Annotated in this window: 16 protein-coding genes; 4 read left to right on the forward strand and 12 right to left on the reverse strand. The window is 66.3% G+C overall.

Annotation, left to right across the window (positions count from 1 at the left end; translation table 11 throughout):
* Window positions 1-34: 34 nt before the first annotated feature.
* Window positions 35-2,194, forward strand: coding sequence for a DUF305 domain-containing protein (locus H8M03_RS11220; RefSeq protein ID WP_425506847.1), 2,160 nt, complete (start codon window positions 35-37; stop codon window positions 2,192-2,194).
* 9 nt (window positions 2,195-2,203) lie between these two features.
* Here the strand turns inward: H8M03_RS11220 and H8M03_RS11225 are convergent, their stop codons facing one another.
* From H8M03_RS11225 to H8M03_RS11240, 4 genes are all read right to left on the reverse strand, one after another.
* Complete coding sequence (locus H8M03_RS11225) at window positions 2,204-3,679, reverse strand: alpha/beta hydrolase (protein ID WP_187479516.1); 1,476 nt, start codon at window positions 3,677-3,679, stop codon at window positions 2,204-2,206.
* 143 nt (window positions 3,680-3,822) lie between these two features.
* Window positions 3,823-5,466, reverse strand: coding sequence for a chaperonin GroEL (gene groL / locus H8M03_RS11230; protein ID WP_187479517.1), 1,644 nt, complete (start codon window positions 5,464-5,466; stop codon window positions 3,823-3,825).
* Window positions 5,467-5,538: 72 nt separating this feature from the next.
* Window positions 5,539-5,826: a co-chaperone GroES gene (gene groES, locus H8M03_RS11235; RefSeq protein ID WP_187479518.1), complete on the reverse strand. Its 288-nt coding sequence runs from the start codon at window positions 5,824-5,826 to the stop codon at window positions 5,539-5,541.
* 120 nt (window positions 5,827-5,946) lie between these two features.
* On the reverse strand, window positions 5,947-7,344 hold the full coding sequence (locus H8M03_RS11240; RefSeq protein WP_187479519.1) for an MATE family efflux transporter: 1,398 nt from the start codon (window positions 7,342-7,344) through the stop codon (window positions 5,947-5,949).
* A gap of 98 nt (window positions 7,345-7,442) precedes the next feature.
* Here H8M03_RS11240 and sppA point away from each other — a divergent pair, with 98 nt between their 5' ends.
* Window positions 7,443-9,302, forward strand: a complete 1,860-nt coding sequence (gene sppA / locus H8M03_RS11245) for a signal peptide peptidase SppA (RefSeq protein WP_187479520.1) — start codon at window positions 7,443-7,445, stop codon at window positions 9,300-9,302.
* Here the strand turns inward: sppA and H8M03_RS11250 are convergent.
* From H8M03_RS11250 to lpdA, 3 genes are read right to left on the reverse strand one after another with little or no spacing between them, the layout of a single operon-like run.
* Window positions 9,294-9,974 carry a PepSY domain-containing protein gene (locus H8M03_RS11250; RefSeq protein WP_187479521.1) on the reverse strand — a complete coding sequence of 227 codons (681 nt, stop codon included), beginning with the start codon at window positions 9,972-9,974 and terminating at the stop codon, window positions 9,294-9,296. The two genes, sppA and H8M03_RS11250, sit on opposite strands and share 9 nt — an antisense overlap.
* Window positions 9,975-9,992: 18 nt before the next feature.
* Entirely contained in the window at window positions 9,993-10,628 is a 636-nt protein-coding gene (locus tag H8M03_RS11255) for a hypothetical protein (RefSeq protein ID WP_187479522.1), read from the reverse strand.
* A gap of 57 nt (window positions 10,629-10,685) precedes the next feature.
* Entirely contained in the window at window positions 10,686-12,089 is a 1,404-nt protein-coding gene (gene lpdA / locus H8M03_RS11260; protein WP_187479523.1) for a dihydrolipoyl dehydrogenase, read from the reverse strand.
* Between the two features lie 163 nt (window positions 12,090-12,252).
* Here lpdA and H8M03_RS11265 point away from each other — a divergent pair, with 163 nt between their 5' ends.
* Window positions 12,253-13,206, forward strand: a complete 954-nt coding sequence (locus tag H8M03_RS11265; RefSeq protein WP_187479524.1) for a glucokinase — start codon at window positions 12,253-12,255, stop codon at window positions 13,204-13,206.
* A gap of 173 nt (window positions 13,207-13,379) precedes the next feature.
* On the opposite strand, the gene H8M03_RS11270 is transcribed toward H8M03_RS11265, so the two are convergent.
* A complete protein-coding gene (locus tag H8M03_RS11270) occupies window positions 13,380-13,652 on the reverse strand; it encodes a hypothetical protein (RefSeq protein WP_187479525.1) in 273 nt (90 codons plus the stop codon).
* Window positions 13,653-13,956: 304 nt separating this feature from the next.
* On the opposite strand from H8M03_RS11270, the gene H8M03_RS11275 reads away from it, so the two are divergent.
* Window positions 13,957-14,388 carry a hypothetical protein gene (locus H8M03_RS11275; RefSeq protein WP_187479526.1) on the forward strand — a complete coding sequence of 144 codons (432 nt, stop codon included), beginning with the start codon at window positions 13,957-13,959 and terminating at the stop codon, window positions 14,386-14,388.
* Window positions 14,389-14,438: 50 nt separating this feature from the next.
* On the opposite strand, the gene odhB is transcribed toward H8M03_RS11275, so the two are convergent.
* From odhB to mdh, 4 genes are read right to left on the reverse strand one after another with little or no spacing between them, the layout of a single operon-like run.
* A complete protein-coding gene (gene odhB / locus H8M03_RS11280; protein WP_187479527.1) occupies window positions 14,439-15,782 on the reverse strand; it encodes a 2-oxoglutarate dehydrogenase complex dihydrolipoyllysine-residue succinyltransferase in 1,344 nt (447 codons plus the stop codon).
* A gap of 16 nt (window positions 15,783-15,798) precedes the next feature.
* Complete coding sequence (locus H8M03_RS11285) at window positions 15,799-18,612, reverse strand: 2-oxoglutarate dehydrogenase E1 component (RefSeq protein WP_187479528.1); 2,814 nt, start codon at window positions 18,610-18,612, stop codon at window positions 15,799-15,801.
* Window positions 18,613-18,618: 6 nt separating this feature from the next.
* Window positions 18,619-19,503, reverse strand: a complete 885-nt coding sequence (gene sucD / locus H8M03_RS11290) for a succinate--CoA ligase subunit alpha (RefSeq protein WP_187479529.1) — start codon at window positions 19,501-19,503, stop codon at window positions 18,619-18,621.
* Complete coding sequence (mdh, locus tag H8M03_RS11295; protein WP_187479530.1) at window positions 19,500-20,462, reverse strand: malate dehydrogenase; 963 nt, start codon at window positions 20,460-20,462, stop codon at window positions 19,500-19,502. Before mdh ends, sucD begins: the two co-directional genes overlap by 4 nt.
* Window positions 20,463-20,524 lie beyond the last annotated feature (62 nt).

The following is a 20,524-nucleotide window of genomic DNA, read 5'->3' on the forward strand; positions in this document are numbered from 1 at the left end:
CATCTCCGGGCCACCGAAACGAAATAACGAAGGAATGACCATGAACCGAACCGTCCTCGCCCGGCTTGCCGCGACCACCGCGATCCTCGTGTCCGCGCCGCTCGCCGCGCAGGCCCCGATCGTTCAGCCGGGCGCGCCGGGTCAGCCGGCCCGCGTGCTCAACGCGACGGACGCGATCAAGCTGGCACGGACGGCGTATTCGCCCGGCGACGTTGCCTTCATGCAAAACATGATCGTTCACCACGGGCAGGCGGTGGAAATGGCGGCGCTGGTCAAGTCGCGCACCAACAACGAAAAGATCGTCAAGACCGCCGACCGCATCGACGCCAGCCAGAAGGACGAGATGAAGTTTATACGCGAGTGGCTTGCCTCGCGCAACGAGCAGCTGGCGATGGCCGGGATGGGCCACGCGTCGCACACCATGGAAGGCATGGCGACGCCGGAACAGATGGCGGCGCTGGCGGCTGCGCGCGGCACGGCGTTCGACCGCTTGTTCCTCCAGCTGATGATTGCTCACCACAAGGGCGCGGTCGACATGGTCGACGAACTGAAGGAGCAGCCGGGTACCGCCTACGACCCGGTGATGTTCGAATTCACCAACGACGTGGTGACGGAACAGCAGGCGGAGATCGACCGGATGAACGGCGTCCTCGCCGGCCTGTCGCAGGACCCGCGCGTTGCTCTCAAGGCCGGGCTGACCGACGCCGGCGAAGCCATCTTGAACCTGCGCAAGGTCGCCGTGCTGCCCAAGCCGGCGGGCTTCTTCGATCCCGCCAACCCGGCCCAGCTGCAACCGATCAAGCCGGCCAAGGAAGGCGAAGCGAAAAAGCCGGCCAAGGCCGGCGAGGAGGAAAAGCCGCAGTTCGGCGAGCGCGGATCGCTGCTCAGCTTCGCCAATACCGACATGGCCTTTTCCGGCGACCTTATGGTGGCCGGCAGCTATCACGGCTTCAACGCCTATCGCCTTGGCGCAGACGGCGTCCCGGCGCTGATCAGCTCGACCGTCTGCCCCGGCGGACAAGGCGACGTTTCGATCGCCGGCAACCTGTTGATCATGAGCGTCCAGGACAGCCGCGCGCGCGTCGACTGCGGGCTTCAGGGCGTGACCGAGCGGAACAGCGCCGAGCGTTTCCGCGGGATCCGCATTTTCGATATTTCCGACGTCACCCGGCCACGCCAGGTCGGGCAGGTGCAAACCTGCCGCGGCAGCCATACCCATTCGATCGTAAGCGCCGACGCCCGGCGGATCATCGTCTACAATTCCGGCACATCCTACGTTCGCGACGCGAAGGAATTGCCGGGCTGCTATGACTCCGCGGGCAATGACACCGCCCTGTTCAGCATCGACGTGATCGAAATCCCGGTCGCGACGCCGGCCCGCGCACGGATCGTCAACCGGCCGCGCGTCTTCGCCGCCGACGGGCGCATTGCCGGCCTGTGGAAGGGGGGCGACCATGGCGAGGGGACGCAGGAAACCAACGTCACCAACCAGTGCCACGACATCACCGCTTTTCCGGCCAAGAAGCTGGCCGCGGGCGCCTGCTCCGGCAACGGCATCGTCCTCGACATTTCCGATCCGCTCAATCCCAAGCGTATCGACGACGTCACCGACAACGGTTTTGCCTATTGGCATTCGGCGACCTTCAACAACGACGGGTCGAAAGTGCTGTTCACCGACGAATGGGGCGGTGGCGGACGGCCGCGCTGCCAGGCGGGCGATCCAACGAACTGGGGTGCCAACGCCTTCTACGCCCTGGACAACGGCAAGCTGAAATTCCGCGGGCACTACAAGCTGCCGGCGCCGCAGACGGACAAGGAAAATTGCGTTGCCCACAACGGGTCGATCATCCCGGTTCCGGGCCGCGATATCTTTGTCCAGGCATGGTACCAGGGCGGCATCAGCGTGATCGATTTCACCGACGCCACCAAGCCGGTCGAAATCGCCTATTTCGACCGCGGCCCGGTCGACAAGGACCAGTTGATCACCGGCGGTTACTGGTCGGCATATTGGTACAAGGGCCGCATCTACGCGACCGAGATCACGCGCGGCATCGACGTCTTCGCGCTGGCGCCGAGCCAGTTCCTGTCAGCGCAGGAAATCGCGGCGGCCGAAGCGGCGGAATATCCCGACAATCGCTTCAATCCGCAGACGCAAACGCAGGCCTATTGGCCCAAGGGCGTCGCGGCGAAGTAACGCTGCGCGCTATTCGGTCGCGCTGTCGGGTAAGGCGAAGGGCGGGCTTTCCGCCTTCATCGTGGCGACTTCGGCAAGTCCGGCAACCGACCCGGTGGAGAACAGCTGTTCCTCCATCCGGTCGAAGGACGGATCATTCGGCACATGCGTGCCGAACGGCGCAATGATGTGCACCGAATTGGGGAATCGCTTGCGGGCGATCTCGCCCAGGCTGGGCGGGGTGACCGGGTCCAATTGTCCGGACACCAGCACGACCGGGACCTGCGAAACGGGCGGGTCATAGAAGCCGGCCGGCGGGCGGCCCTTCGGCCAGACCGAGCAGGCCGCCAGCTGCCCCGTCGTCCGGGCGGTGCCGAGGAACGTGCCGCGGCTCATCCGCGCCGGTTCGTCGGGCGCGATCCGCCACGAATCCTCGCTGCAGGCGACGGAAAGCAGCAGGCCGACCCGCAGGGCTTTCGAGAAGCCGCGCGAGCTGTTCATTGCCGCCGTCGCGAAGGGCACGAAATCGCCGGACTTTGCCCGGTGAAGCAGCAACGGGATGCGGCGCTGCTGGTCGATGCCGTAGAGCATCACGCGGAGCGCGCCGGCGAAAGCGGCGTCGGTCAGTGTCACGGTAATCGGCGCCTTGGTCGCCGGATGGGGAATGACGACTTCAGCCGGCTTGGCCTTCAGCTGCGCCATCAGCGTCGGCACGATCGTTTCCAGATCGGGATAGGCCGCCTTGCACGCCGGCTGGGCGCGGCATTGTTCGAACGCCAGGTCGAGCGCGCGTTGCGATGCGGGCGCATGGTCCAGCGGCGACCGGCTTTCGGGCGGCACCAGGCTGTACAGGGCCGCGGCGTGCACCGCGTCGGGGAACAGCCGGATATACTCGATCGCGGCGCGGGTGCCGTACGACCCGCCGACGATGTTGATCTGGCGGTAGCCGAGGGCCTTCCGCAACTCGTCCACGTCCTGCATCGAGATGGTCGTATTATATTGGGTAAGGTCGGCGATGCTCTGCAGCCGGTCGCGGCAGGCGGCATAGCCGACGCCGGCCGACAGGAACGGCCGCAGGTAGCTTTGCGGATCGGCGTCGGAGCCTTCCAGCCCGCAGTCCAGCCCGCTGTCCACCGCTGTGCCGCGCAGGTCGACGAAGACCAGGTCATGGTTCTGGCGGTGCCCCAATTCCCCGAAATATTGCGCCTGGTCGGTGCTGGCCTGGCCCGGTCCGCCGGAGAAAAAGAAGATGGGCGCCCTGGGCTCGGCGGACTTGGCGGGAATGACGACGGTTTTGAGCGTCAGCATGCGGCCGCCGGCAACGCTGCGGTTTTCGGGCACGACGAAGGTGCCGCAACGCCCGGCGACAGCGGCCGCGGGACCGCCGGTCGCCTCGTTGATTTGCGCCACGTCGCAAGGTTCGAGCTTGAGCCGGGCGAGCAGGTCCGGGGACGCCGCGGACGCCGGGGCGGCAGCGGCAAGGGCGAATAACGCAAGACCGATCACGGCGAACCTCCAACACGAGCCGGCCATTGGCTAGCATTCGTCGGGCGGGTCTGGAAGCGCGGCTGCGACCGATGGTGCAGCCAAGAAAAAGGGCCGGAGGATTGCTCCCCCGGCCCTGATGGTTTCGGTCGGATTGGACGGACCTAGAAGTCCATGCCGCCCATTCCGCCCATGCCGCCGCCGCCGGCCATCGCCGGGGACTTGTCCTCGGGGAGTTCGGCAACCGTGGCTTCGGTGGTGATCAGCAGACCGGCAACCGACGCCGCGTCCTGAAGCGCGGTGCGGACGACCTTGGTCGGATCGATGACGCCGGCCTTCACCAGGTTTTCATAGGTGTCGGTGGCGGCATTGAAGCCGAGCGTGTCGTCGTTGCCGTCGAGCAGCTTGCCCGAGACGACAGCGCCGTCGAAGCCGGCGTTCTGCGCGATCTGGCGGACCGGGGCGTAAAGCGCCTTGCGGACGATATCGACGCCGCGCGTCTGGTCGTCGTTCTGACCCTTCAGGCCTTCAAGCGCCTTGGTCGCGTACAGCAGCGCCGTACCGCCGCCCGGGACGATGCCTTCCTCGATCGCCGCCTTGACCGCATGGCGCGCGTCGTCGACGCGATCCTTGCGCTCCTTGACCTCGACCTCGGTGGCGCCGCCGACCTTGATCACCGCAACGCCGCCCGACAGCTTGGCCTGGCGCTCTTCCAGCTTTTCACGATCGTAATCGCTGGTGGTGTTCTGGATCTGCTGGCGGATCGCGGCGACCCGGCCGTCGATCGATTCCTTGGTGCCCGCACCGTCGACGATGGTGGTGTTATCCTTGTCGATGGTGACGCGCTTGGCGGTGCCGAGCATGTCGGTGGTGACGTTTTCCAGCTTGATGCCGAGGTCTTCGCTGATCATCTCGCCGCCGGTGAGGATCGCGATGTCCTCGAGCATCGCCTTGCGGCGATCGCCGAAGCCCGGCGCCTTGACGGCCGCGACCTTAAGGCCGCCGCGCAGCTTGTTGACGACGAGCGTGGCCAGGGCCTCACCCTCGATGTCCTCGGCGATGATCAGGAGCGGACGGCCCGACTGGACGACGGCTTCCAGGATCGGGAGCATCGCCTGCAGGTTCGACAGCTTCTTTTCGTGGATCAGGATGTAGGGGTCGCTAAGCTCGACCTGCATCTTTTCCGGGTTGGTGATGAAGTAGGGCGACAGGTAGCCGCGGTCGAACTGCATGCCTTCGACGACGTCGACTTCGAATTCCAGGCCCTTGGCTTCCTCGACCGAAATCGGGGCGTCCTTGCCGACCTTGTCGATCGCTTCGGCGATCTTGCGGCCGACTTCCTCGTCGCCATTGGCGGAAATAATCCCGACCTGGGCGATTTCGTTGGAGTCCGACACGTCCTTGGAACGGCCGGCGAGATCCTCGACGACGCGCTTCACGGCGATGTCGATGCCGCGCTTCAGGTCCATCGGGTTCATGCCAGCGGCAACCGACTTCATGCCTTCGCGAACGATCGCCTGGGCGAGGACGGTCGCGGTGGTGGTGCCGTCGCCGGCGATGTCATTGGTCTTCGAAGCGACTTCGCGGACCATCTGCGCGCCCATGTTCTCGAACTTGTCCTTGAGTTCGATTTCCTTGGCGACGGTGACGCCGTCCTTGGTGATGCGCGGTGCGCCGAAGCTCTTGTCGATGACGACGTTGCGGCCCTTGGGACCGAGCGTCACCTTCACGGCGTCGGCGAGGATGTCGACGCCCTTCATGATGCGCTCGCGCGCGTCACGGCTGAATTTCACGTCCTTGGCTGCCATCTGGCTACCCTTTCCTTGATTTCAAAAGTCTCAAAAGTCGCACTGCCTACGCGTGCGCGAAGATCATTGGCGTCAGCCAACGATCCCCAGAATGTCGCTTTCCTTCATGATGATCAGGTCTTCACCGTCGATCTTCACTTCGGTGCCCGACCATTTGCCGAACAGGATCTTGTCGCCGGCCTTGACGTCGAGCGGGGTCACCTTGCCCTCTTCGGACTTGGCACCGCCGCCAACGGCGACGACTTCGCCTTCCTGCGGCTTTTCCTTTGCCGAATCGGGAATGATGATCCCGCCGGCGGTCTTTTCGTCAGCCTCGACCCGGCGGACGAGAACACGGTCGTGAAGCGGCCTGAAACCCATAAAATAGCCCCTATGTCGTAGTTGAACCTAAAGCTGGCACTCCCATCGGGAGAGTGCCAGCGACAGGGCGCATATGGGTAGCATCCCGGGGCCCGTCAACAGGCCGCAACGCCATTTTGATCAGGCGTTGGGCGGACGGGTCAGGCCGAGCTTTTCGCGCATCGACCAGCGCGCCGCCATCAGTACCGCGACGCTGGCAAGGCCGATGGCGAGGCCGATCCAGATGCCCAGCCCTTGCCAGTTCTGGCCGAACGCCAGCCAGCTGCCGATGCCAAGGCCGAGCGCCCAATAGCCGAACAGCGCGAACAGCAGCGGCCAGCGGGTATCGTGCAGCCCGCGCAGCATGCCCGCGCCGATGACCTGCGCGCCGTCGACGATCTGGAACACGGCGGCGACGCTGACGAAGGTGACCGCCAGGTCGCGGACCGTCGCGCTGCTGGCCGGGCCGAGGAACAGGCCGACCAGTTCGCCGGGAAAGATCCACATGCCGATGGCCATCGTCGCCATGAACAGGACGCCGACAAGCCACGCGGTCCAGCCGGCGCGGGTGATGCCGTCGCGGTCGCCCGCGCCAAGCGCCCGCCCGACGCGGACCGTGGCGGCCTGGCTGAGCCCCATCGGGACCATGAAGGTCAGCGCCGCGATCTGCAGCGCGATGGCGTGCCCCGCGACCGCCGGCGCGCCGATCCAGCCCATGAAATAGGCGGCCAGCGCGAAGACGCCCATTTCCAGCGCCATGGTGATGCCGATCGGCGCGCCCAGCCGGACCATCGCCAGCGTCCGTTCGCTATCCAGCCGCCACCAGCGGCCCCAGACGTGGAAGCGGCGGAACAGGCGTTGGCGCTGGACCACGGCGGCCAGCGCGGCGCAGGTGACCAGCCAGGTCAGCGTGCTGCCGATGCCGGCGCCAATCAGGCCCAGCGCGGGCAGGGCGAGATGGCCGAAGATCAGCGCCCAGCTGAGCAGGGCATTGAGCGCGATTCCGGCGAAGCTGAGCCACAGGACGATGCGCGGCTTTTCCAGCGCCGACACGAACAGGCGCAGCAGCTGGAACACCAGCCACGGCGCGGTGCACCACATGTAGGCGCGCAGGAACGTCTGCCCCGCGTCCGCCAGTTCCGGCGCCTGGCCGAGCGCACGCATGATCGGCGCCGAGTTCCACAGCAGCAGCCAGTAGGGCGGCATGGTCAGGATGAGCAGCCACAGCCCGGCGCGGAACGTGCGGCGGACGTCGCGCACGGCGTTGAAGCGGCGGCCCAGCGCGGTCGCCATCATCGGCGAGCAGGCCAACAAGAGCCCGAGCAGCAGCACGTTGATGGTGAAGGTGAGATTGAGCGCCAGCGTCGCCGCCGCCAGCTCCAGCTCGCCCAGCCGGCCGAGCAGGAGCACGTCGGTGGCCTGGATCACCTGCTGCGTGACGTTGGCGAGGATCAACGGCCACGCCAGCGCCAGCGTCGCGCGGAGCTCGTCGCTCCACGGGGCGGGCGCTCTTGGCGCAATGGGTGCGGCGGTGGCCATCGCCGCTCGCGGTAGCGGCAGAGGTGGCTGTCGAAAAGATTTGGCCCAACGGCCCCGGGTCGGATAGCTGGAACGCGAACGAGAAAGGTTTTTTTGCGATGAAGTTCCTGTCGGCGATCTGGAAACTGCTGGTCGGTATCAAGGACGCGCTGGTGCTCGTCTTCATGCTGCTGTTCTTCGGCCTGCTGTATGTCGGCCTGTCGGCGCGGCCGACGCCGGTCGGCGACGGCGTGCTGGCGATGGAGCTGAACGGCGCGGTGGTCGAACAGCCCAGCCGCCCGAGCTATGCCGAACTGGCCGGCGGCAGCGGGTCGGTCACTCGCGAACACAGCCTGCGCGACGTAGTCGGCGCGCTCGACGCGGCGCGCGAGGACGACCGGGTCAAGGCGGTCGCGCTGGACCTCGAACGGTTCACCGGCGGCGGGCAGGTGGCGATGACCGACGTCGCCGACGCGGTCCGGCGGCTGCGCACCAGCGGCAAGCCGGTGTTGGCTTATGCCACTGCCTACAGCGATGACAGCTATCTCGTCGCCTCCGCCGCTTCGGAAGTGTGGATGGACCCGCTGGGCGCGGTGGCCATTGCCGGGCCGGGCGGCAACAACCTCTATTTCAAGGGCCTGCTCGACAAGCTTGGCGTGACCGCCAACGTCTATCGCGTCGGCACCTACAAGGCGGCGGTCGAGCCCTTCACCCGGTCCGACATGTCGGCGGAGGCGCGCGAGAATGCGCAGTCGCTGGGCGACGCGTTGCTGGAAAGCTGGCGCGACCAGGTGTTGAAGAACCGGCCCAAGGCGCGGGTCGCGGCTTACATGGGCAATCCGACAGGCGCGCTGGCCGCGGCGGGCGGCGACCTGGCCAAGGCCGCGGTCGGGTTCGGCCTGGTCGACAAGATCGCCGGGCGGCAGGCCTTCCAGGCGCGGCTGGCGGAACTGGGCGGCGAAGATGCCGCGGCCGCGGGCGGATATAAGCAGATCAAGCTGCGCAATTACGTGCGCGACGCCGTCACCCGCGACGACACCGGGTCAATCGGGGTCGTGACGGTTGCCGGGATGATCGTCGACGGCAAGGCGGCGCCCGGCACGGCCGGTGGCGACAGCATCGCCAACGTTATCGACAAGGCGGTCGCGGGCGGCGGGCTGGACGCGCTGGTCGTGCGGGTCGACAGCCCCGGCGGATCGGTGCTGGCATCCGAACGGATCCGCGAATCCCTCGTCCGTGCCAAGGAACAGGGCATTCCGATCGTCGTCTCGATGGGCAATGTCGCGGCGTCTGGCGGCTACTGGGTCGCGACGCCCGCCGATTATATTTTCGCCGAGCCGTCGACCATCACCGGGTCGATCGGCGTGTTCGGCGTCCTGCCGAGCTTCGAAGGGTCGCTGCAGAAGCTGGGCATCGGCGCCGACGGCATCCGCACCACGCCGCTGTCGGGCGAACCGGACATCCTCAACGGGCCGTCGCCGGTGGCCGACACGCTGCTGCAGGCCGGGGTCGATTCGATCTACCAGCGGTTCCTGCGCATCGTCGCGGAGTCGCGCCGCAAGCAGCCGGCGGAAATCGACCGCATCGCGCAGGGCCGCGTGTGGGACGGCGGCAGCGCGCGTCAGCTGGGGCTGGTCGACGGGTTCGGCGGGATGGAAGAAGCGGTGGCCAAGGCCGGCGCCCTCGCCAAGATCGACGATCCGCAGGACGAGGTCCGCTACCTCGACCTGCCGGAAAGCTTCGAGGACCAGCTGGTGGAAATGTTCGCCCGCGATACGGCGTCCGACGAAGACGCGCCCGATGCGTTCGCGGCGCTGGCGCCCGACTGGCGGGTGACGGACGCGCTGGTCGACTTGCGCACGCTGCTGACCGGGCCGCGCGTGCAGGTGCGGTGTCTCGAATGCCCGCCCAGCGCGCCGGCGCGCGTGAGCCGGGCCGACCTCGGCTTCTTCGCCGCGATCCGCGCCTGGCTAGGCTGAGCGCCGCCGCCGCCGGCGGATCGTCAGCGGCAGCATGACCAGCGCGAGCACCGTCGTCACCAAGGCGACGATGGCGAAGCCGATGATCAGCGGGTTGTGCGTATCCTCGCGGGTCTTCAGGTCCATGATGTGGAGGCCCCACATCCAGTCGTAGAAGCGCCAGAAGCGGGTGCGCGTCGCAACCACTTCGCCGGTGCGCGCGTCGACGTAGAAATTAGTGCCGTCGGTCATTCGCACCTGCCACGCGGGAATTTCCCGGCGCAGGTCGAGCGGCGGGTCATCGGCCGCGGTGCGGCTGACCCCGGCGATCCCGGCCTTGCCGCCGTAGCGGCTGGTGATTTCATGCGCGGCGGCGGTGGCGGAAACTTCGGGCAGCCAGGCGCCGGTGGCGGGATCGGCGATACGCACCTTGCCATCGGGGAGCGTCGCCACCCAGCGCGGGCCGGACGAGGAGGCCTTCAGAGTCAGCGACTGCAACGGCACGCCGTCGATCCGCGGGACGACGGGCGGGCGCTCCATGCGCACCGGGCCAAGGTCCTTCAGCAGGCCGGTGCCGCGCACTTCGTCGATCGGGCGGGCGACCATCACCAGCCCGGAAATGACCCAGAACAGGAAGGGCAGGCCGACGATCCAGCCCAGCCAGATGTGCCAGCGGCGAAGTTGCGAACGCATTGCCAATGAAATGTCCCTTTAACCGAAGGTTGCGATGCAGCGCTTCATCACTGCGATCGGCGGGCCGGCCTTGACCAGCGTCGCCAGCGCGGCGTTGCGCGCATCGTGAAGCTTGCCCGGATCGGTCCCGGCGCGCGCCCGGGTAGCGGCGCCAACGCGGTCTTCGATCGCGAGGTTGAAGTCGAAATATTTCGACAGTTCATTGTCGTACTTGCCCTGCTTGGCCAGGGCCGAGCGAAGAAAATCGCTGAGTTCGTCGCAGCCGATCAGGGCGTCGCCGCGGTCAGCGGGAAGGGTGACCGTTCGCACCGCGCTTGCCGGGTAAGCGGCGCGGCACTGGGGGATCATCTCCTCCCACTTGCGGCCGCTGACCTTGTCCTGGATTTCGGCCATCGTGTCCTGAACCTGGCTGGCGCGGGCGGAATCGAAGCGGCCGCCTTCGGCTCCGGCGAGCATCGGGAAATGCAGCACGCGGCCGATGGCGTCGATCGACAGGTCGGCGTTGATGTCCTTGGTCGCGACCCGCGCCGAAGCCGCTTCCACCGCGCCGCAGGTCGCCGCGCGCTCGATCGGGTCGGCCGGAAGCTCAAGCGACTTCGGCCCGCACGCGGCGAGCAGCAGGCTGGCGGACAGGACGACGGCTCTCATGGGCATGCCCCCTCGACGATCAGGCCACCGGCCTAACCCAAGTCGCAGGAGCCCGCTACCGGCTTAGACGTGGATCGGCTTGCCGGTCACCGCCATCGCCGATTCCTTGAGCGCTTCGGAATGCGTCGGGTGGGCGTGGCAGGTGTAGGCGATGTCTTCGCTGGTGGCGCCGAATTCCATCGCCAGCGCGGCTTCCGCGATCATCGTCCCGGCGACGGAGTTGATGCACCACACGCCGAGCACGCGGTCGGTCTTCGCGTCGGCGATGACCTTCACGAAGCCGTCGGGCTCGTGGTTGGTCTTGGCGCGGCTGTTGCCCAGCATCGGGAACTTGCCGACCTTGATCTCGCCGTCCGCCTTGGCCTGCTCCTCGGTCAGGCCGACGCCCGCGATTTCGGGCATGGTGTAAACGACGCTGGGGATGACGGCGTGGTTCACGATGCCGGTTTCGCCGGCGATGTTCTCCGCGACCGCGATGCCCTCGTCCTCGGCCTTGTGGGCGAGCATCGGGCCGGGGGTGACGTCGCCGATGGCATAGACTCCATCGACCTTGGTCATGAACCGGTCGTCGACTTCGATCTGGCCGCGCTTGTTCAGCTCAACGCCAGCCTTGTCGAGGCCAAGGCCTTCGGTGTTCGGCCGCCGGCCGATGGACACGAGCACGACTTCGGCCTCGAGCGTTTCGCTGTCGCCGCCTTTGGCCGGTTCCAGCGTCAGCGTGACGCCGCCATCGCCGGCCTTGGCGCCGGTGACCTTGGTGCCGAGCTTGAATTCGAAGCCCTGCTTCTTGAAAATCTTGCGCGATTCCTTGCGCACTTCCTCGTCCATGCCGGGCAGGATCTCGTCGAGATATTCGACCACGGTGACCTGGGCGCCCAGCCGCCGCCAGACCGAGCCAAGTTCCAGCCCGATCACGCCGCCGCCGATGACGACCATCGTCCTGGGCACCCGCGGCAATGCCAGCGCGCCGGTGGAATCGACGATCTGGTGCTTGTCGTTGTCGACTTCGACGCCGGGCAGGGGCGTGACGGACGAACCGGTGGCGATGATGATCGCCTTGGCCGTCACGGACTTGCCGGCGACCTCCACCGTGTGCGCGTCCTTGAAGGTGGCGAGGCCCTTCAGCCATTCGACCTTGTTCTTCTTGAACAGAAATTCGATGCCGCCGGTCAGGCCCTTCACCGCGTCCGCCTTCTGGCCGAGCATGGTGTCGAGGTCGAGTTCGACGTTGCTGGCCTTGATGCCCCACTTGGCCATCACGCCATGAGCGGCTTCCTCGTACAGCTCGGACGCGTGCAGCAGCGCCTTCGACGGGATGCAGCCGACATTGAGGCAGGTGCCGCCAAGCGTCTCGCGGCTTTCGGCGCAGGCCGTCTTCAGTCCGAGCTGCGCGGCGCGGATCGCGGCGACATAGCCGCCGGGGCCGGAGCCAATCACCAGGACGTCGAAATCGTAACTGTCAGCCATGCATTGCCTCGATCGAAAACAGGGACGGCGGCGGTCGGCCGCGTTGGCCGCTCATGTAGTGACGACGGGCGATTGTGGCCACCCCGCCGCATTCCCTGGGCGGGTAAGCATTTTTCAATCTCGAGCGCGTAGCAGCGTCGGCCTGGTGACGGGGGGTGGGACGATGGACAGCGGACAGCCGCCGCAGGACTGGCTGCTGGTCGACACGACCGGCGCCGACGACATCCGCTTTGCGCTGGTCGCCCCGTCGGACCGGCCGCATGTCGGTGCGGTGCATTCCGTGCCGCTGGCCGGCCTGCCGACCTTTACCGACGCCCTGCAAAGGTTCGAGCGCGACAGCGGCCATCCGCTGCGCGGCCGGGACTGCGTGCTGGCGATGGCCGGAGCGGCGTCGGGCGAGATGATCTCGATGACCCGGTCGCGCTGGACGATTACGCGCACCGGCCTGGAAGCGGTGTTCGGCAAGCCGGTGCGGCTGGTCAACGACGTCGCCGCCCGCGCCTGGGCGATCCGGTCAGGCCTTGCCCGCTGCGACACGCTGCGCGGAGCGGGCGCGCCGAGCCTGTCCAAGCCGGGACGAATGATGATGCTGCTGGTCGAAGACGGCGTCGGCGCGGCGATCGTCGATGTCAGCCGCGACGGTCGCCTGCGCATTCTCGAGACCGAGTGCGGCCACGTCGATTTCGCGCCGGCCAACAACGTCGAGGAAAAGCTGTCCGCCGCGCTTCGCGCCGGAGCGCCGTTCGTCAGCTGGGAACGGCTGCTGACGCTCGACGCGAAGGACCCGCTGTGGGCATCGGCCTGCCCGGAAGTCACCGAACTGCAGCGCGGCAAGGTCATCGCCGGGATACTCGGCCGCTTCGTCGTCAACATGATCCACGCGTTCGGCGCGTGGCAGGGCGTGGTCGTGACCGGCAACCGCGCCAGCCGCATCCTGTCCGGCGAAAACAGGCTCGCATTCGAAGGTCAGTTCACCGCTCGCCGCAACTTCTCGCGCCTCGTGATGGCCGCGCCCGTCTGGCAGGTCGACCAGCGCGAACCGGTGCTCAGCGGCGCCGCGGAATTGCTCGCCCAGCGCATGAGCGAGCGTGGACCGGGACTTTCGCGGGCGGCCTAAGCTTCGAGGTCGCCGGTATGTGATCTTTCGACACTGAGGAGCCGTCACAGCCGTCGCCGGCGAGCTTCAAGTTGTCGTCGGCATCTGGCCGACACTCCACGGCTGATCGATCCTATGGGCGAGAACCCTGCTCGCCCCTGCCACAGGAGCGAGCGGAGTCCGTCACGGTCTTGTCAATCGAGGCGATGGTCGACGATGAACCAGGCGTCCTCTTCCGCGTCATATTCGCACCGCCAATCGTCGTGAAACGTGCTTTGGGCGGCGCCAACAGTTGGAAAGATCCCCGCGCCGACCAGGCGTTCACGATCCTGTTTGGCGGATGCTGCTGCAGCGCGCTCGCATTCGCCGCGCGTTTCATACGCGACGCCCGTGGGGTGAGCGATCGCACTGCTCAGACCTACGGTTGCGCCCAGGAGAAGAATTGTCACTGCCATCTTTTTCATCATGTCCTCCTTTGAATGGATGAGGAGACGATGTTGAGCGCCGTCGGGCACCGATCCATGATCATCTGCTGATGATCAGCCGATGATCTTCTGATTGAACGCGGATGAAGAAGGCCGCCGTGCAATTGCTCGACAGTCGGGAGCTGAAATAGAGGGACTGTGCTCTTGTGTCCGCTGGCCACCCGGAGCAAACGTCGGCCGCGGTTTAAAGGTCGATCAACAGCCCTGTCGGGTCCTCGATCAAGCGCCCGCCTTCGACCCATTGCGGACATTGCCTTTCGCGCTAAGTTACCCGCAAAGGATCATCTTGATGCGTCAAAAGCTCGCGCTAATCTTTTGCGGTTCGATGCTGTTACACTCGCCAACGCTTGCCCAAGCTGTTCCTGAAGGCATGCAAAAAGAGGCGTCTGGCGCGTCCGATATCTGTGGAGTCGTAGGTCAAAACGCGCTCGCAATCCGTGAGAAGCTGAGAGCGGACCCAACGATTGATGAAGAGCCATCCGGCTCTAGCCGATTTGAGACGTACTTCTCCAAGGTCGAAACCATTCAGTGGACCGTCACTACAAAGGCAGACGCAGCCTATCCTGCCGTGACTTGTGTCCATCTTTTCGAGTCTGGAGGTGGCACGGATATGAATCGGCAAATGCGCTGCGACGCCAGCCAGAACGCCTGCGACTCTTTGTTTTTAGAGTTCCAAGCTCATGATGAGCAGATCAAGAGGCAATTGAGAGGCGGCTAATCCGCGCTGTCGTCGGCTTTCCACCCAAAGCGGACTTTCTCCGCCAACCCCTAAAGGTCGATCAGCAGCCTTGTCGGATCCTCGATCGCTTCCTTGATGCGGACGAGGAAGGTGACGGCTTCGCGGCCGTCGACCAGGCGGTGGTCGTAGGTCAGCGCGAGGTACATCATCGGGCGGATCACGACCTGTCCGTCGACCGCTACCGGGCGGTCTTCGATCCGGTGCATGCCGAGCACGGCGGACTGCGGCGGGTTGATGATCGGGGTCGACATCAGCGAGCCGAACACGCCGCCGTTCGAAATGGTGAAGGTGCCGCCCTGCATATCCTCGATGCCCAGCGTGCCTTCCTTGGCGCGCTTGCCATATTCGGCGATGGCGAGTTCGATTTCGGCGAAGCTCATGGCGTCGGCGCTGCGCACGACCGGCACGACCAGGCCCTTGGGCGCGCTGACCGCGATCGAGACGTCGAGATAGTCGTGATAGACGATCTCGTCGCCTTCGATCGACGCGTTGACCGACGGCACGTCGCGCGCGGCCAGCGCCACGGCCTTCACGAAGAAGCTCATGAAGCCAAGCTTGATGCCGTGCTTCTTGGCGAACAGGTCCTTGTAGCGTTCGCGCGCGTCGATCACCGCCGACATGTCGACGTCGTTGAAGGTGGTCAGCAGCGCGGCGGTGTCCTGCGCATCCTTCAGCCGCTTGGCGATGGTCTGGCGCAGCCGCGACATCTTGACCCGCTCCTCGCGGCGCTCGCCGGCGACGGCGGCCTTGGCCTGCGCCTTCGGCTGTTGCGCGGGTTCGGGTTCGGGGCTGGGTGCGGGCGCGGCTTCGCGGCTGGTTTCCTTCGACTTGGCGGCGGCAAGGACATCGTCCTTGGTTATCCGCCCGTCCTTGCCGGTGCCCCGGATCTTGGTGGGGTCGACATGATGTTCAAGCACCGCGCGGCGCACCGCGGGGGACAGGGTGGTGATGCCGTCCTGGTCTGCGCTTGCGCCGGCCGGAGCGGGCGCTTCGGCGGGCTCAGCGGTCGCGGGGGCCGGCGCGGCCGGCTCGGCATCGGGCGCTTCTTCCGATCCGCGCGGCTGGGGGCTTTCGCCCGCGCCCGACGGGTTGGTGGGGGACGAATCCGCGCCCTGCTCCGCGGGCGTGGCGGAACCGCTTTCGTTGATGCGGGCAATGATCGCGCCGACTTCGACCGTGTCGCCTTCCTTGGCCACGGTTTCGGTCAGCACGCCGGCGATCGGCGAGGGCACGTCGACCGTGACCTTGTCGGTTTCCAGGCTGGCGATAGGCTCGTCGGCGGCGACCGTGTCGCCCGACTTCTTCAGCCACTGCGCCAGCGTGCCCTCGGTAATCGATTCCCCGAGCGCCGGGACCTTAACGTCAGTGGCCATGTCTTTCCCTTGCTTCCTACGACGCGCGGCGCGCGGGTTCTTGCTGTGCCGGGCTGCTATGGCCCAGCGCATCGGCGATCAAGGCTGCCTGCTGCTGCGCATGGCGCTTGGCGAGGCCGGTGGCCGGCGACGCAGAGGCCTCGCGGCCGGCATAGCGCGGGCGCATGCCATCGAAACCGGCCTCGGCAAGGCAACACTCGATCAGGGGGTTAACGAAGAACCAGGCGCCATTGTTCTGCGGTTCTTCCTGCGCCCACACGATATCCGTCAGCCCGGGCATCGCCTGCAGGCGCTTGACCAGGGGTTCGGACGGGAACGGGTAGAGCTGTTCGATGCGCACGATCTCGGTCGTGGTGTCGCCGGCCGCGTCGCGCGCGTCCATCAGCTCGTACGCGACCTTGCCCGAACAAAGCACCAGCCGCGTGGTCTCGCCCGCCCGCGGGGGTCCGAGATCGCTGAGGATGCGCATGAAATGGCTTTCGCCGGTGAAGTCGGCAAGCTTCGACACCGCCAGCTTGTGGCGCAGCAGCGACTTCGGCGTCATCAACACCAGCGGTTTGCGGAAATCGCGCAGCAGCTGGCGGCGCAGGATGTGGAAGTAGTTGGCCGGCGTGGTGCAGTTGGCGACCTGCATATTGTCGTCCGCGCACAGCTGCAGATAGCGTTCGAGCCGCGCCGAGCTGTGTTCCGGCCCCTGGCCTTCGAACCCGTGCGGCAGCAGCAGGACCAGCCCGCTGGCGCGCAGCCACTTGGCCTCGCCGCTGGCAATGAACTGGTCGATGATGGTCTGCGCGCCGTTGGCGAAGTCGCCGAACTGCGCTTCCCACAGCACCAGGGTCTTCGGGTCGGCCAGCGAGTAGCCATATTCGAAGCCCAGCACGCCGAATTCGCTAAGCGGAGAATCGCGCACTTCGAAGCGGCCGCCGTCGATGGTGTTGAGCGGGATGTACTTGGCGCCGTTCTGCTGATCGACCCACACCGCGTGGCGTTGCGAAAAGGTGCCGCGGCCGCTGTCCTGCCCGGACAGGCGGACGTGGTGGCCCTGCGCGATCAGGCTGCCGAAAGCGAGCGCCTCGCCGGTTGCCCAGTCGAACCCTTCGCCGCTGGAAAACATTGCCGACTTGGCGTCGAGGATGCGCTGCAGCGTCTTGTGGACGTGCAATTCGGGTGGGACCGTGGTCAACGTCCGGCCGACGTCGCACAACAGACCCTGGCCGACGGCGGTGGCGGTGTTGCGCCGCGCGAGCGGCCCTTCGCTCGGCTTGTGCAGCCCGGCCCAGCGGCCTTCGAACCAGTCCGCCTTGTTGGGCAGGTAGCTGCCGGCGGATTCGAATTCCTCGTTGAGGTGGGCGATGTAGTTTTCGCGGTGGTTGTCGATCCATTTCTGGTCGACCACGCCCTCGTCGATCAGCCGCTTGCCGTAGATTTCGCTGATCGGCGGGTGCTGCCGGATTTCGGAATACATCTGCGGCTGGGTGAAGCTGGGCTCGTCGCCTTCGTTGTGGCCGAACCGGCGGTAGCACCACATGTCGATGACGATGTCGCGGCCGAATTGCTGGCGGAATTCGATCGCCATCTTGCAACAGAAAGTGACGGCTTCGGGATCGTCGGCATTGACGTGCAGGATCGGCGCTTGGACCGACTTGGCGACGTCGGTCGGGTAGGGCGAGGACCGCGCGAATTGCGGGCTGGTGGTGAAGCCGATCTGGTTGTTGATGACGAAGTGCAACGTGCCCCCGGTGCCGTAACCGGGCAGTCCGGAAAAGCTCAGGCATTCGAACACCACGCCCTGGCCCGCGAAGGCCGCGTCGCCGTGCAGCAGTAGCGGAAGCACGGTCTTGCCGTGCTTGTCGCCCTTGTCGATCATCGTCGCGCGGGCCTTGCCCAACACGACCGGATCGACCGCTTCGAGGTGGGACGGGTTGGGCAGCAGCGACAGGTGCACCTTGATCCCGTCGAATTCGCGGTCGGACGAGGTGCCGAGATGGTATTTGACATCGCCCGAGCCGCCGACGTCGGCGGGATTGGTCGCGCCGCCGGCGAATTCGTGGAAGATCGCGCGATAGGGCTTGCCCATCACGTTGGACAGGACGTTCAGCCGCCCGCGATGGGCCATGCCGACGTCGATTTCCTCGATGCCCAGCTGGCCGCCATATTTGATCACCGCTTCAAGCGCGGGGATGGCGCTTTCGCCGCCGTCCAGCCCGAAGCGCTTGGTGCCGACATATTTGCGGGCGAGGAAGGTTTCCCACTGCTCGGCCTCGATCACCTTGGCGAGGATCGCCTGCTTGCCGTCGGCGGTGAACTGGACGGTCTCGTCCTTGCCCTCGATCCGATCCTGGACGAAGCGCCGCTCGTCCAGGTCGTTGATGTGCATATATTCGACGCCGATTGTGCCGCAGTAATTGTCCTGCAGGATCTTGACGATTTCCCGCACCGTGCCGCGTTCGAGGCCGAGCGAGCCGCCCAGCCAGATCGGCCGGTCGAGGTCGGCATCGGAGAAGCCGTGGTAGGCCGGGGTCAGGTCGGCCGGGATCTCGCTGTGGTGAAGGCCCAGCGGATCGAGCTTGGCAGCCAGGTGCCCGCGCACGCGATAGGTGCGGATGAGCATCATCGCGCGGATCGAATCCTCGGCCGCGCGGCGGATGACGTCGGGATCGGCTGTGGCCGCGGCGGCGTCGCGCGACGAGGCCTGCCGGACTTCCTCGATCATCGCTTCGGTCGGGTCGAGCCCGAGGTTGAAATCGTCGAGCGCGCTGACCGGCCAGTTCGGCCGCGCCCAGCTGGGGCCCGGCGCGCGGTCTAGGGAGATGGTTTGGTCGTCAGCCATGCGTGATTACGCCGCAAGCAGCTCCTTGAGGGTCGTGCCCAGCTCAGATGGGCTTGGCGACACGATAATACCAGCCGCCTCCATCGCCGCGATCTTCGATTCCGCGTCGCCCTTGCCGCCGGATACGATGGCGCCGGCATGGCCCATCCGGCGTCCCGGGGGCGCGGTGCGGCCGGCGATGAAGCCGACGACCGGCTTCTTGCGCCCGCGGCGGGCCTCGTCGGCAAGGAATTGCGCGGCGTCTTCCTCGGCGCTGCCGCCGATTTCGCCGATCATGATGATCGATTGGGTTTCGTCGTCGGCAAGGAATTTTTCCAGCACGTCGATGAATTCCGTGCCCTTGACCGGGTCGCCGCCGATGCCGACCGCGGTGGTCTGGCCAAGGCCTTCGTTGGTGGTCTGGAACACCGCTTCGTAGGTCAGGGTACCCGACCGGCTGACGATCCCGACATTGCCCTTCTTGAAGATGCTTCCGGGCATGATCCCGATCTTGCATTCGCCGGGCGTGAGCACGCCGGGGCAGTTGGGCCCGATCAGCCGCGACTTCGACCCGCACAGGGCGCGCTTGACCTTGACCATGTCGAGTACGGGCACGCCTTCGGTGATGGCGACGATCAGCGGCACTTCCGCCTCGATCGCCTCGAGGATCGAATCCGCGGCGAAGGGCGGCGGAACGTAGATCACGCTGGCGTCGGCGCCGGTCTTCTCGACCGCTTCGGCGACGGTGTCGAACACGGGCAGGCCGATGTGCGTCGTGCCGCCTTTGCCGGGGGTGACGCCGGCGACCATCTGCGTGCCGTAGTCCAGCGCCTGCTGGGTGTGGAAGGTGCCGGTGTCGCCGGTCATCCCCTGGGTGATGACCCGCGTGTTCCTGTCGACGAGGATGCTCACTTGAGGCTCTCGTCCATCGCCTTGCACGCGTCGAGCAATTCCACGACCGCGTCGGTCGAAACCTTGAGGTTGGACTTTTCCTCGTCCGAAAGTTCGATCTCGACGATGTCCTCGATGCCGCCGGCGCCGATCACCGCGGGCACGCCGACATACAGGCCGTCCAGCCCGTATTTGCCGTCGACATAGGCCGCGCAGGGGAGGATCCGCTTCTGGTCGCCCAGATAGGCCTCGGCCATCGCGATCGCGCTGGTGGCCGGGGCGTAATAGGCGCTCCCGGTCTTCAGCAGCGCGACGATCTCGCCGCCGCCGCCGCGGGTGCGCTTGACGATCTCGTCCAGCTTTTCGGGAGCAATGCCCCGGATCTTGGCGAGGTCGTTGACCGGAATGCCCGAAATGGTGGTGTAGCTGGTCACCGGGACCATCGTGTCGCCGTGACCGCCGAGGACGAAGGCGTTGACGTCGCGCACCGACACGCCGAATTCCCACGCCAGGAACGTGGCGAAGCGCGCGCTGTCGAGCACGCCGGCCATGCCGACGACCTTTTCATGCGGCAGGCCCGAAAATTCGCGCAACGCCCAGACCATCGCGTCCAGCGGATTGGTGATGCAGATGACAAAGGCATCGGGAGCGTTGGCCTTGATGCCGTCGCCGACCGCCTTCATCACCTTGAGGTTGATGCCCAGCAGGTCGTCGCGGCTCATCCCCGGCTTGCGCGGCACGCCGGCGGTGACGATCACCACGTCCGCCCCGGCGATATCCTTGTAATCGTTAGTCCCCGTAATCCGCGCGTCGAAGCCTTCGATCGGGCCGCACTGGCTAAGGTCGAGCGCCTTGCCCTGCGGAATGCCCTCGGCGATGTCGAACAGGACGATGTCGCCCATTTCCTTTTTGGCCGCGAGGTGGGCCAGCGTGCCGCCGATCATGCCGGCACCGATCAGTGCGATTTTCTTGCGAGCCATTGGGCGAGTGCGCTTCCTTTTGCTGTGGCCGTCGGCGCCGTGGAGCGGCGCAGGCATTTCGG

Origin of the sequence: Sphingomonas sabuli (genome assembly GCF_014352855.1) — a bacterium.
Lineage (GTDB): Bacteria > Pseudomonadota > Alphaproteobacteria > Sphingomonadales > Sphingomonadaceae > Sphingomicrobium > Sphingomicrobium sabuli.

Bases quoted from the DNA above. Each gene is read 5' to 3' on its own strand.
- H8M03_RS11220 (WP_425506847.1), top strand. From the start codon at position 35: ATGACCATGAACCGAACCGTCCTCGCCCGGCTTGCCGCGACCACCGCG.
- groL (WP_187479517.1), bottom strand. From the start codon at position 5,466: ATGGCAGCCAAGGACGTGAAATTCAGCCGTGACGCGCGCGAGCGCATC.
- groES (WP_187479518.1), bottom strand. From the start codon at position 5,826: ATGGGTTTCAGGCCGCTTCACGACCGTGTTCTCGTCCGCCGGGTCGAG.
- H8M03_RS11240 (WP_187479519.1), bottom strand. From the start codon at position 7,344: ATGGCCACCGCCGCACCCATTGCGCCAAGAGCGCCCGCCCCGTGGAGC.
- sppA (WP_187479520.1), top strand. From the start codon at position 7,443: ATGAAGTTCCTGTCGGCGATCTGGAAACTGCTGGTCGGTATCAAGGAC.
- H8M03_RS11250 (WP_187479521.1), bottom strand. From the start codon at position 9,974: ATGCGTTCGCAACTTCGCCGCTGGCACATCTGGCTGGGCTGGATCGTC.
- H8M03_RS11255 (WP_187479522.1), bottom strand. From the start codon at position 10,628: ATGCCCATGAGAGCCGTCGTCCTGTCCGCCAGCCTGCTGCTCGCCGCG.
- lpdA (WP_187479523.1), bottom strand. From the start codon at position 12,089: ATGGCTGACAGTTACGATTTCGACGTCCTGGTGATTGGCTCCGGCCCC.
- H8M03_RS11265 (WP_187479524.1), top strand. From the start codon at position 12,253: ATGGACAGCGGACAGCCGCCGCAGGACTGGCTGCTGGTCGACACGACC.
- H8M03_RS11270 (WP_187479525.1), bottom strand. From the start codon at position 13,652: ATGATGAAAAAGATGGCAGTGACAATTCTTCTCCTGGGCGCAACCGTA.
- odhB (WP_187479527.1), bottom strand. From the start codon at position 15,782: ATGGCCACTGACGTTAAGGTCCCGGCGCTCGGGGAATCGATTACCGAG.
- H8M03_RS11285 (WP_187479528.1), bottom strand. From the start codon at position 18,612: ATGGCTGACGACCAAACCATCTCCCTAGACCGCGCGCCGGGCCCCAGC.
- mdh (WP_187479530.1), bottom strand. From the start codon at position 20,462: ATGGCTCGCAAGAAAATCGCACTGATCGGTGCCGGCATGATCGGCGGC.